Here is a 12,973-nt window from a genome sequence, read left to right as displayed (position 1 = left end):
GGGAATCACGTGACCGAAGAAACAGGAGGAACAAACATGGGGCATAAGCTCGTTGGAATACTACTAAATGCCGATATGCACCGGGGCGTTCCCCGGCTAAAAACAGGACAGGAGTCTCTATCCAACTATGAAGAGGCGGCCGCTGCATACGGCCTAGTTCCCTGCTTTCTGAAGCTCGCGGACATCGATACAGACTCAGGCTTCAGCGCCGCCTATATAAAGGGATCTCATGGATATAAAAGCGTAGTAGTTTCTACGCCAACTGTCATCCATAACCGGGCCATATACAGCCAGAATAGCCCAGGAATGCAACGTCTGCTACGGCACCATCCTTTGGTGTACAATACTTGCAATCGATACGGCAAGGATGAGATCCATGAACTGCTTGAGCAGCATGAAGAGCTGCGTGAGGTTTTACCAGCAACAACTGGCGTATCTGGACTCAAACAAATGATGAATCGTTACCCCGATCTTATTCTTAAACCTTGCCGTGGAAGCATTGGGAATGGGGTCATGCGACTGGTTCGTAAAGGGCCTCAGCGCTGGAGCTTAAATTATCTCTCCCCCTCCATGCGGCGCTGGATAAGCACTCCTGTATATCAGGGGGCGCTGCCAAAAATGCTCCGGGCACGCCTTGCCTCTGTCCCTTATCTCGTGCAGGAGCGTATTCCCCTTGCTGAGATTGGAGGACGTCCCTTTGATTTACGCGTCACCGTTCAACGCGGCTGGGGAGGCGATTGGCAGGTTACCGGTCTCTTTGCTAAACTAGCACCCCCTGGGGGGTTTGTCTCTAATATAGCCCGTGGAGGAGAAGCGTTAAGCTCTTCCTTTGCGCTGGAAAAAGCCTTCTCTAGAGGAATAGCGGCCCATATCCGTATGGCTGTCGAAACACTTAGCCTTGTTATAGCTCGTTGTCTCGAACAAGACCTTCCAGGGCTGGCCGATATCGGACTGGATATAGGCATTACAAAGGATGGTCGCATCTTCTTCATAGAGTGCAATGGCCGCGACCAACGCTATGGATTTCACAAAGCCGGCCTTACGGAGATTTGGAAGGAGAGTTACCGAAGACCTATGGGATACGCACGTTTTTTACTAGAAAAGAACAGCCTCATATATAACAGTTATTGATTTGTCTCCTATTCTATGTCAATATAATGCAGAGCAGAAGGCGGCCACATACGACCGTACTGCTGTATTATGGAAGGGAGATGGGCATGGTAAAACAATTGCTGCGGCTAATGACCGAGCTATCCTCGCACCGATGGCTTTCACGGTTAATGGGGTCTTTTTCTCATAGTAGACTCAGCCGTTTTCTAATCCCGGTATTTATTAAGACTTATCAAATCCCCTCCGCCCAAGCGGAGAAGAATCCTGGAGAATATCTCACTCTTAATGAGTTTTTCAGCCGCCGGCTGAAGCCTGGCATGCGGCCTATTGCAACCGATGCTGACGCTTTAGTTAGTCCCGTAGATGCAATGATTACTGCTATGGGTGACATTTCCTCTGGTACGATTATGAATGTAAAAGGGCAGGATTATAAGATCGAGGATCTACTAAATCATTCTCCGCATCTGGAGCTATACAAGAGAGGATTTTTCTTCGTCCTTTATCTAAGTCCTACGGATTATCACCGGATTCACTCTCCCCTTACTGGACATAAGGTTGAGAGTGATCATATTCGTGGACGAGCCTATCCTGTCAACGATTTCGGCATGCGGCATATGAAGGGCGTACTGAATCGCAATGAACGTCTTATCACGTATATCGCCGGAGACTACGGAGAAACCGCAGTAGTAAAGGTAGGCGCGATGAACGTCAGCAGCATCGGGTATACGGATGCTAACGCTACCGAGTGGCAAATCGGCGATGATCTAGCCTATTTCGAGTTCGGCTCCACTGTAGTACTGCTTATGGAGAGCGGTACTTTTACCCCGAGACCCAAGCTTGAGGTCAACACGAAGGTAAAGATGGGGGAATTGCTGGGGACGCTACATCGGCCGCTTTAGTAAAGCTACGATATAACAAAATAAGGGTATCCTTAACCGATTGAAAATCGGCGCCGGGATACCCTTGTTTTGTTTATTTCACTTTAGAGCTTGTTACGCTAGCATAGTAATCCAGTACATTGTTGATGATCACAGCTGCTTCAGCTCTTGAGGCCGAAGCTGTCGGATCCATTTTTCCACCGCTGCCTCCATTTACAATACCAAGATCTTTGAAGGCATAGACCGCTTCTTTAGCATAACCCGCAATAGAAGCATCATCTGGGAAGTCATGGTTAGTCGCTTGCGGCAATTCAACATTCAGTCTCTTCAATGCATTGAATAGAATTACACACAGGTCCTGACGGCTAATGCTGCTATTAGGAGCAAACATGCCATTACCGATACCATTGATCAGTTGATTAGAAGTCCCAATCTCAACATAGTTTTTATACCAAGCATCTTTCAGAACGTCAGTAAACTGCTTTTGATTCTCGCCCATGCTGAAGTTGAAGCTTTTTACTACCATGGCAACAAACTCGGCACGGTTTACCTTCCCACTTGGATCAAAGCTTCCGTCTGTGCGTCCGCCGATAATATTTCTCTCCACCAGCGCTGCAATCGCAGATTCTGCCCAGCTAGGAATTAGAGTAGCATCTTTAAACTTATTCTTAAGCTCTTGTCTGATTAGCTCCGGTGTCTTCGTTTTTCCATCTGTTATCGGAGACTGAGGCTGCTGTTCTCCAGGTTTTACGACTTCTCCAGGAATCGATGGTACTGAAGGTTCCGCTGGGGTAGTCGGTGTTGGTGTACTTGGTTGACCACCAGCTCCACCGCTGTAAGGTTTAACGATCACAGAGATCTGTACCTTCAGGCCAAGTGGATTAGCTATACCCTCAGGGAAGACAAGATCCCCCTTGATGGTGTACGTTCCTTCCGTATTACCGTTATAGCCTTCCTTGTTCCACTGAACAGAAACGACCTTATTCATCCCGGTATTCAGGGTTACTGATACTGAAGCTGGTAGCTCCAGTGCGCCAAAACTGGTACCATAAGCAACACTTTTACTTGCTAGTGCTTGCACTGCCGTGATTTCCGGTATCGTAATGACCTCCGGCAGTACTTCGATCGTAATGGATGCCTTCAGGTCTTTGGGATTGCTGACACCTTCCAGAGGTACTAGCGCTCCTTTCAGGATATAAGCTCCTTGCTTATCGCTATTGTAACCTTCACTATTCCAATCGATGGATATCGCCTTTGTCTCACCGTTGTTCAAAGTAGCTATGACCGATGATGGTAGCTTCAATCCATTAAATGGAGTGCCGAATGGAACGCTCTTACTTTCCAAATCCTGCACTGTGACAATCTCAGCGACACGAATCACTTCGGGCATTACCTGAATGGTGATGGAAGCTTTCAGATCATTAGGGTTGATCATTCCTTCTTCTAATACCATAGTACCGCTCAGCACGTATGATCCTTCCACATTGCCGTTATAACCAGCAGGGCTCCATTTAACAACAAGTTCCTTCTGCTCATAGGTATCAAGCGTTACTGTAGCTGAAGACGGCAATTCCAACTTATCAAAAGCGGTGCCAAATTCAACATTTTTGCCCTCCAGCTTCTCAACTTTAGTAATCTGGATAGGTTTAGTGCCTTCTGGCAGTACAACCACTGTAATAGAAACAGTTTGATGGGTACTATTCAATACCCCCTCAGGAAGCTCAAAGCTACCTGCCAGCGTATAACTCCCCGCTTTTCCACCGTTGAAATCTTTACTATCCCATTGTACAGGCAAGTGAATTACCCTTTTGTTGCCCAATGTAGCTTCCACTGTAGCTGGTAAATTCAATTCTCCTGCAGCAGTTCCGAACGGCACACTCAGCAGTTGCGGCTGAACAATCGATATAATTTCTTTAGCATGGGTATCTTCTGTCCATTTGGCATAATACACCGTGCTTATGTTCATTACCGTTTCTACGGTTAATGCATTACCAGTCCCTTCTTTATTATCAAACCAGCCAGCAAAAATGTAGCCTTCACGTTCCGGTACCCGAGGTAAGGTGCTTAATGCTTCACCTTTAAATGCGGTTACTTTGGTAGGAGCCGGTGAGTCCAGATAATTCTGATCGAAGGTGACTTCAATCGGATCAGCATAAATGAGTTCAACATATTGTAAATTTGCATTTAATCCGTTAAAAATCATATACACATTTTGTTTTCCAGTCACTTTGGTTCTGTCTAGGAAGGTTTCCGCTGTCAAATAATGATCAATGTAAGAATTTCCAGGCGTTTGTTTAGTGCTTGCCATTCCATAATTCCCCCAAGCAGCGCCTGCTTTCTGAGCAAAACTAATGCTTGCAAATTCATTACCAAGTTCAAAAGAACCTCCGCCGCTGTAAGCATCAGCGTATGCTCTTCCTTGTGTAGTAGCTCTTTTAACTGGTTTACCCGTATTGTCAGCCTCTGTATAGAATTTAAAAGATGGAGACGATCCGCCTTCACGGGCATACTGCACTCTTACTTCCACAAGATTAGTTAAGTCAACCTGACCGAAATAAACAAGGTCATTAGAATTGACATAACTCATGGCATCCGTACCACTTTCGAATCTGAACTGGGTATTCGTTGCATAAATCCATGGTGCATTATAAGGATAGATTCTAATACCGTTCTCTACTTTCAGCGTTTCTCTCGGAGCAATATTGATTGGCATAGACGATATGCTCAAATCTGTTATAGCCGCTTTCAAGGAAGCTATGGCTTCTGCAACAACCTCGTCGTTAATCGGCTCAGCAAGAACAGCCTTAACCTCATCCAGCACAGCGTTGAATTTGAGCTTTTTGTAAGCTGTGTATGCATTCATATCGATATTTTGAGCAGCCTTGATATCCGCATCTAACGCCGATGTGTCTACATTGTCCTGCTTCAGCTGGAAGGTTAGCCAGTTCAGGTCAATACCAGCACTCTCAAATACAATTCTAAGGGTATGCTCGCCCGCCGACAGCTGAATATCAGGAATTCTAAAGGTTTTCCATACCCCTTTAGTCGTGGTGAGGTCGAAGGTACCCAGTAGCTTATCGCCATCATAGATGCCAAAGGACATTTGGGCGACATCCGATTGGCTAGAGCGAATTCGTGATGTGACTTTGTACATGCCTTCTTTCTCTACATTTACCTTATAGGAGATGGCTTCTCCCTTACTTGTGTTGGTGTAGCATAATCCACCGTCTACGTCATTACTGCTTACTGGCGTGATTATCGGAGTAATGGAGGCAAATTCCGTCTCAGCTACCTTCAATTTAGTATTTTTCCCAATCTTCTTTACTGCCAAAGCTACATCACTGTTGATTCTGACATAATCAAAATCAACAACAAATGGATCTGTAAGATTCTGACTTCCATTAGATGCAAGTAATCCAAACTTCGGATTGGCATAATTCGCAGTTGTACTGCCAAGTGAAATATATTCCTTGCCGTCAGCGCTGACATAACCGGAATAGCTGTTGCCTATTTTTTTCAAACGTAAATACAGCTCTTTCTTTTCTCCAAAAATACTGGTGAGCTGACTGGCAGACAGTTGTCCGATGGTAACAGGCTCCGTACCTCCGGTTTCTTTGGTCATACCGATGATCTTGCCGCTACTGTATTCATACTTCACCCAGATATAGTTATTGTTATCCTGTGAAGCCGTGATGCCGACGCCGTTATAATTTTGATTTGGCGCTTTGCTCATATTAATTTTCACTGTTGCTTCCCAGTTGCCGAAGGCCTCCTGCTGGAAATAGTTCTTCAAATCTGCATGATCACTCCAGAAGTCGCCTCTTTCAGCGATGATTCTCAAATTGCCGAGAGCAGTGCTCAAAGACCAGTTTTTGTTGTTTTCTGTATTGGTAGCAGTCTCTTTATTAATCGTCCAGAAGTTGCTTAGATTTGTACTATCGAACTCATCGCTCTGTGGTGTCGTACCAAACTGTATCACATAGGAATTCGCCTGATCGGAGCTGATACATTTGATCGTCACTCTTTTATTGATGAGATCTACGTTGGCCGTTGCTTTTACACCATCATTCGTTTCAAACGTAACTTCAGGTAAAGTAGCCCCGTTACTGAGACCTACATCATAACTGAACCTAGTCTGTGCAAACCCCTCAAGCGGCTTACCATCAATAGAGATATGCTTTAAATAAGCATAGGTCGGATTCTCAAAAATCGGTTCCAAGCCTTCCTCCGAAGAGAAAATAACCTTGTAGATCCGTTTCTCTCCTCCGGCCGAAGCAGTAATTACAGCAGCCGGTCTATCTTTATCGGCTTGTCGTATACTTACGTCTACACCAGCTATCGCCGTAGCTTTGACTTCAGGATAGCTGCTAGTTTCAGTCGTTTCACCAAAGGCTTTATAGTCGAGTTTCAATGGATTAAATATTTTGATCTTTTTGCCGCCAACCGTAATATCAGAGAGCTGTGGATCTCCTGATTTGTCCGTATTCACCCGGAACCAATCTCTTCCCGGCGTATAATTGACCACATAATCAATCTTTGCCGTTCTTGCAAAGGCTGGAGATTTCATCAAAAAGCTCGTGATATTCTTGGCAGAACGCTGCAATTCTCCCAGGGTCAGACTGCCGTTAGCAAGCGATGTCATCGTATTAAAGGTACTGTTATTCCGATTCTTATGCGTTTCTGCATAATCGTTCGGAATTACCATGTAAAGGTCATTTTGGGCACGGACCATGGCTTTGCCGTTGGTTTCATCATAACGATTGGTAGTGGCATAGAAGCCCTGATCCTCACTCATCTTCGCCCACCAGTCTGTCATGACAATCCCGTCAAAGCCCCACTCTCCACGGAGGATGGTCGTATTCAGGTCATAGTTACTGGAAGCCCAAGTTCCGTTTACCGGACCATAGGACGTCATCACTGAACGCGCCTTTCCACTCTTTACTGCCATTTCATAACCTTTCAAATAAATCTCGCGAAGCGCTCTTTCAGAGACAAGTGCATTCACAAGATGTCTATCCGTTTCCTGATTGTTCGCTGCGAAATGCTTAATAGTAGGCGATGTACCGTTCTTCTGAAGACCTCTTGTCTGCGCAGCAGCCATGATGCCTGTCAGTAACGGATCCTCTGAAAAATACTCAAAGTTTCTTCCGTTCAGGGGACTTCTGTGGATATTGATTCCCGGTCCAAGCAGCGTATCGATATTGTTAATCAGCATTTCTTTACCGAGAAGATCGAACAATCTTTCATTCAGCTCGGTGTTCCACGTACAGGCAAGCATCGTCCCGTTCGGGATACTGGTTGCCTTCTCTGCATTGGTCTCCATCCGGATTCCTGAAGGACCGTCGGCAGCACTGTCGATAGGGAGTCCGAATTTCAGCAGATTTTTAGTGACACCACCAAAAGCCGCAGCGGTTCCGGCAGTAACTTTGGGGCTGGACATCCCTTCCCCTAAAATAATGGCCCCCAGATCGTTGTTGGACAATTGTGCAATGAACTGATCCATAGTCACTTTCTGATTGTATACATCCAATAAGGTATAACCCTTGTCCCCAGTTTGTGGAATGGACGCAGGGAGATTTTGCTTGATTCTTTCATCCAAGTCGGTAGTCCGTGTCGGTACCTTTTCAGTGACAGTGGTAAAAGTACCATTTTCATTCGGTTGTCCTGGTTTGATACGATCAAATTCCTTAGTTGGCGCGAGCGCTTCCTGCAAGGTTTCTACAACCTTCAAAGCATTAAGGCTGTATACTCCATGCTTTTCGCTGTCACTTACACTGTTGCCTACGTAAATATTATAGTCACCAGCTTCTAGGACATAAGATGAATCATGACCTGTAATTCCACTGTCATCATATGAGGCCATATCTTTGGTGTCATACGTGATGGTGATCGACTGTGATTCCCCAGGCTGTAACAGCCGGGTCTTAGCAAAAGCAGCAAGCTCCTTGGCAGGCTTGCCAAGTTTACCTTGTGGTGCACCGTAATAAATCTGTACAACTTCTTTGCCTTCCACCTTACCTGTATTCTGAACAGTTACAGTCACTGCAACCTCATTCTCACCAGCGTTGACATTATCAGTCGTGATCTTGAATTTGGTATAGGACAGTCCGTACCCAAATGGATAGAGCACCTTATCCGGAGCAAAGGTTTCAAAATAGCGGTAGCCTACATAAATATCCTCACTATAAGAATTTTCAGTTTTGCTGCCAAAATATGCAGTAGAAGGATAGTCAGCAAGTGTAGCTGCAATCGTATCGCTCAATTTTCCGCTTGGCGTAACATCTCCGGTCAGTACGTCAGCTACTGCGCTACCGCCTTCCATCCCCCCTTGCCATGTGTACAAAATAGCAGCTTTGGGATAGTTTTTAGCCCATGACATATCGATAACGTTGGCTACGTTCAATACGATGGCCACTCGGTCGAATTTGGCATAGACCCGGTTGAGCATGTCTACTTCAAGGTCTGTCAGCTTATAGGCACCCTTGACGTCCGTATTATCCTTATCTTCACCGGCTGTTCTACCGATGATGACCACAGCTGTATCCGTTTTTGCTTTTGCTGCATCCACAATTTCATCGGTTAAAGGCATTTCTGCCTGTGACCACGGCTCTGCTGCCCAGCCACCACCGCCATTGTTGAAAGGATTCTTTTTGATCCAGTCGGCATAAACCTTCGCCAGATCTTCATTTAACTTGAGACTGGGATTGTTCCGAAGACCTTCCAGAATCCCATTCACATAATCTACTCTTACCGCACCGCCAGATCCTGTGCCTGACTTGTAATAATGCGCTTGTATGCGGCCAAATACCGATACATTTTCACTCATCTTGATAGGGAGCACTTGTTCATTCTCATTTACTTGTGATCCTGCTGGTTTATACTCCGGATTTTGCAGCAACACAATACCTTCAGCGGCCACTTCTCTGGACACATCCGCTAATCCCGGGAGAACCTTAGCCAAAACGGGAGAACTGGTACTAGGCGTTATGATTGAGGTTATCAGAATGCAGCAGAATAATATTTTAAGTAAGCGATTACAATTTTTCCTCATACTTATCACCATTCCTTTCGATTAAGGTACAGCTTAGGATAATGGGTCATCGTAAAGAGCGAGATTTCAATTAAAAATTTCTAATGCATAAACGTTCGCTTCATAAACCAATAGGATGATTTTACTTTCAGGAAGGAGTTATTCTCTAAGAGCGCTAGCCGCTGTGGAGTAAGGCTTATTCAAGCATCAAGTGTGTTACTGATTAAATCTAAACCGGTTTAGATTTTTTGCATAATTCTCCTAACTCATACTTACAAATTAAAACGTGCGAAAATGTTCATTAATTCCTCCTTTACTTTTTAAACTTACATTGAATACTATCATCAGAAATATCATCCTAACATAGAAAATCCTCATAGATTTATTGAATATACTCATGTATCACAGAATTCAAGTTTTTCAAAATAACTAAAAAGGCTCACTCGGCCGATAGCTAAACTTATAAACCGAAGTTAAGATGGGCCCATTATAAAACAGCTACATTAAAAATAGCAGGGAGAATCAGCATCGCTTAATGCCGATTCTCCCTGCTATAAAAACCAAATGCAAGTTCGTGAACTTTCGTTGAAGTAGAATTATTTTGCAGATAAAAGACTCTCAGTAATGTAATTTAACTGCGCTTCAAGCGTAACGGGATCACTATATGTATCAGCGGTTGGGTCCAGTTGGAATACGTTGCCTGCTTTTACGGCAGGAAGATGCTTCCACAAGGGGTTGTCATAGACGATTTTCGGATCGCTCGTATCGCCAGCCCATGGGCATGTGAATACAATATCTCCAGCAAATTGAGGCAGCTTCTCAAGGGAGATTGTTGCCCAACCAGTGCCGCTGTCTATAGCTTCTTTCTGCGCTTCAGGAGGTGCTTTCAGGCCAAATTCATTATAAATAATTTCTCCACCGCGCCCGTAGCTGTGACCGAATACGAATAGTCCACCGGAAAACGGATTCAGGATAGAAACGGTTTTGCCACCTACAGCTGCTAACACCTTAGGCTTCAATTCTTTGATTTTTTTGTTCCATTGTTCCACCCAAGCTTTAGCTTCGGCTTCTTTCCCCGTTAATGTACCGAAATCAAGCATTTGATCTCTGATAGTTTTTGCACCGTATTGAATGGCTACTACTGGCGCTATTTCAGCCAGCTTGTCGAGTCCTTCCATTCCGGAGAATACAACAATAAGATCAGGGTTCAGCTCTAAAATGTGTTCAAGAGATGGTTCATCCCCAAGTCCTTGAACGCCTTCCAGCATTCCTTCAAAGTAGGGACTGTTTAAGACACCATTCATAACACCAACCGGTTTGATACCTAACGCCAAGAAGTATCCAGTGTCGAAGGAGGTTAAATCGACAATCCGTTTCGGATGTCTGGGTACTTGAATATCTCCGTTACTTGCTTGATATGTAACCATGTCCACTTCGCTGGATGAGTCATTGGTGTTTGATGAAGATACGGCACTCTCTGTCCCATCTACTGAGGAGTTGTTATGCTCAACTGCTTGTCCGCAAGCTGCTAGCAGTAACGTTATAACCAAAGTAAACACAAGCAATAGATAAGTTTTTGGAGATTTAAACAAAATAATTCACTCCAATCGACATATTATATGATGATATTGATAATCATTATCAATGTAACTATATAGTATTATTCTATCATTGGCAATGGAGAATATATTAACATCTACTGCATTTACCTTTTGGACACCTACTCCACACTAAAAATAAAAGGACAGCCCCATGGCTGTCCCTTAATCTTTTCAAGTCATTATATGCTCTCTTTACATCTGTTATGCCTATTACACATGTCCTTGCTTAGCAACATCACGCGCCTTGGCCGCAACCTGTTCCGGATCTCCTAAATAAAAGCGGCTGATTGGATTAATGTCCTCATCCAGTTTGTACACGAGTGGTACTCCTGTAGGAATATTGAGCTCCAGCAGTGCTGCCTCATCAATATCTTCCATAAATTTGATCAACGCTCGCAGTGTATTGCCATGGGCTGAAATGAGCACCCGTTCCTTTTTACGTACAAGGGGAACGATGCGGTTTCTCCAGAAATCACCCACACGATGAACAGTATCTTCCAGACTCTCGCCTCGCGGAATATCCTCCGGACGAATACTGCTATAACGAATATCATTTCTGGCATACCGAGGATCATTAAGCTCAAGCAGTGGAGGCCGAACCGATAAACTCCGTCGCCAGAGATGCAATTGTTCTTCACCGTATTTTATCGCCGTTTCACTTTTACTAAGTCCCTGAAGTGCACCATAATGCCGTTCATTCAGCTTCCAGGACTTTTGCACAGGAATCCACAGCAGATCCATTTCATCGAGAACATAGTTGAGTGTTTTGATCGATCGTTTGAGTACCGATGCAAAAGCTAGATCAAATGTATACCCTTCATCCTTCAAAAGCTTGCCAGCAGCCTTAGCCTCTTGAATACCCTTCTCGGTTAAATCCGGATCACTCCAACCCGTAAACAAATTCTGCACATTGTACTGGCTTTCACCATGACGTATCAGTACGATTTCGTACATTTTATCTCTCCTCCCACCTATATGCTCTGGAACTCTGTTACATCATGCAATAGATCACCGTGATAATCTCTAGTATGGGCGTTTTTTGGGCAATTGAATGTAAGATATGCAACAGAATGCAAAATTACCCTCACAGGAGATTTATTCTATTGTATCAAATACAACGAGAGGAACGATAAATCCTTCAGTTTGCCAAGCATAAATGCCTAGCGGCATCCTTATAAGGACGGTAAGCGTTTATGTCTTATATTTCAAAAAAACCGGAAGCCTGTTGGCCCCGGTTATTTAAAGTCTTTGGTCATATCCAGCGATTGTATACCTGCTCAGTTTAGAACCAGCTATCTATGGCAAAAGCACTCGATTGTTTTAATCTTCTCAAACGGTTTCTAAAAAGTCCTGCGCCTCCACTTTTACAATCGGTGTTGCAGATTCGGCGTCTGATCATCATCCCATGCGTCTCCCCTTCCAAGAAGTTATGTAAATTCTCTGTAAACTAAACTGCAAAGTATTTACCCTTGGATGAAATAACTGAAACAACGAATGCAAATCAGCGGATCTCAGATGGACTTTTTCCGGTATACTGCTTGAACTGGCGGCTGAAAAAGAAAATGTCACGGTATCCAAGTGCATCCGCTACCTCAGTAACATTCATCCCAGCGTAGAGCAGCAAATGCTGAGCACGCTCAATCCGAGCTCGAATGACATAAGATTGAACGGAAGAGCCAGTAAGCTCCTTAAACTTAATTGAAAAATACCGCGGCGACAGCCCTGCACGTGCAGCAAGATCCTCTACGCGATGCGAAATCCCGGGATGTTGGCTCACATAATTCGCTATTTCGTGAATAATCTCTGTTAAATGGTTGCTAGCATAACGTTCTACAGGCTTCACTCGGTCCTCCCTAAGCAGATGAATCATTAGTTGCTTTAGAACAAGCTGCCCTTCTTCCTCAGCCGCGTACGTATCCACTAGGAACAGCCGGACGTAACGAGCAAGCAGATGCTCAAATTCAACGGTTTCTGCAAGTACGCGATAGGGCAGCGGAACATCCGTCACCTCTCCGGTGACATCAAAATGAATATATGTAAGGACAAGTGGTCTTTGCGGATTATGAGTAGCGCTAGTATGGTCACCCGGACGGAACAAGAAGCAGCTCCCCTTGCCCACTTGGAAGGGTTCCCCGTTACGAATAACCGTCCCTTCCCCGCTCCATACATAGAATAAATCATAATTTTGCAGCGACTTCTCTCTTTTTTGCCATTTCCAGCTTGGTTCGCACACAATCTTCGCCAAGGCAGGTAATATAACAAAAGAGGATGGCGATGCGTGCAGCATAACGTTCCCTCCTAAAAGTTTTGTTAGCATAATCTACTTGAGTTACTCCGCAAAACTCACTTCGTAA

At 44.5% G+C, this 12,973-nt stretch carries 6 protein-coding genes; 2 read left to right on the top strand and 4 right to left on the bottom strand.

Annotation, left to right across the window (positions count from 1 at the left end):
* The first annotated feature begins 36 nt into the window (after positions 1-36).
* Positions 37-1,131, top strand: a complete 1,095-nt coding sequence (locus MKX35_RS08510; protein WP_076285226.1) for a YheC/YheD family endospore coat-associated protein — start codon at positions 37-39, stop codon at positions 1,129-1,131.
* Between the two features lie 86 nt (positions 1,132-1,217).
* The gene (asd, locus tag MKX35_RS08505) at positions 1,218-2,009 is read left to right on the top strand and encodes an archaetidylserine decarboxylase (RefSeq protein ID WP_042191516.1); all 792 of its coding nucleotides are present in this window, start codon (positions 1,218-1,220) and stop codon (positions 2,007-2,009) included.
* Positions 2,010-2,082: 73 nt separating this feature from the next.
* Here asd and MKX35_RS08500 read toward each other — a convergent pair whose 3' ends face one another.
* From MKX35_RS08500 to MKX35_RS08485, 4 genes are all read right to left on the bottom strand, one after another.
* On the bottom strand, positions 2,083-8,949 hold the full coding sequence (locus MKX35_RS08500; RefSeq protein ID WP_341044038.1) for a glycoside hydrolase family 3 N-terminal domain-containing protein: 6,867 nt from the start codon (positions 8,947-8,949) through the stop codon (positions 2,083-2,085).
* Between the two features lie 665 nt (positions 8,950-9,614).
* The gene (locus MKX35_RS08495; protein ID WP_076285228.1) at positions 9,615-10,610 is read right to left on the bottom strand and encodes an ABC transporter substrate-binding protein; all 996 of its coding nucleotides are present in this window, start codon (positions 10,608-10,610) and stop codon (positions 9,615-9,617) included.
* A 219-nt stretch (positions 10,611-10,829) separates the two neighbouring features.
* Positions 10,830-11,573 carry a 2,3-diphosphoglycerate-dependent phosphoglycerate mutase gene (gene gpmA, locus MKX35_RS08490; RefSeq protein ID WP_042191518.1) on the bottom strand — a complete coding sequence of 248 codons (744 nt, stop codon included), beginning with the start codon at positions 11,571-11,573 and terminating at the stop codon, positions 10,830-10,832.
* 547 nt (positions 11,574-12,120) lie between these two features.
* Complete coding sequence (locus tag MKX35_RS08485; protein WP_042191520.1) at positions 12,121-12,906, bottom strand: helix-turn-helix domain-containing protein; 786 nt, start codon at positions 12,904-12,906, stop codon at positions 12,121-12,123.
* Positions 12,907-12,973: the final 67 nt, after the last annotated feature.

It is taken from the genome of Paenibacillus sp. FSL R5-0923, from assembly GCF_038009145.1.
Classification (GTDB): domain Bacteria; phylum Bacillota; class Bacilli; order Paenibacillales; family Paenibacillaceae; genus Paenibacillus_AQ.
Note: the sequence above shows the minus strand (reverse complement) of the source record. Positions and strands in the feature narration are given on the sequence as shown.

Bases quoted from the DNA above. Each gene is read 5' to 3' on its own strand.
- MKX35_RS08510 (WP_076285226.1), top strand. From the start codon at position 37: ATGGGGCATAAGCTCGTTGGAATACTACTAAATGCCGATATGCACCGG.
- asd (WP_042191516.1), top strand. From the start codon at position 1,218: ATGGTAAAACAATTGCTGCGGCTAATGACCGAGCTATCCTCGCACCGA.
- gpmA (WP_042191518.1), bottom strand. From the start codon at position 11,573: ATGTACGAAATCGTACTGATACGTCATGGTGAAAGCCAGTACAATGTG.
- MKX35_RS08485 (WP_042191520.1), bottom strand. From the start codon at position 12,906: ATGCTGCACGCATCGCCATCCTCTTTTGTTATATTACCTGCCTTGGCG.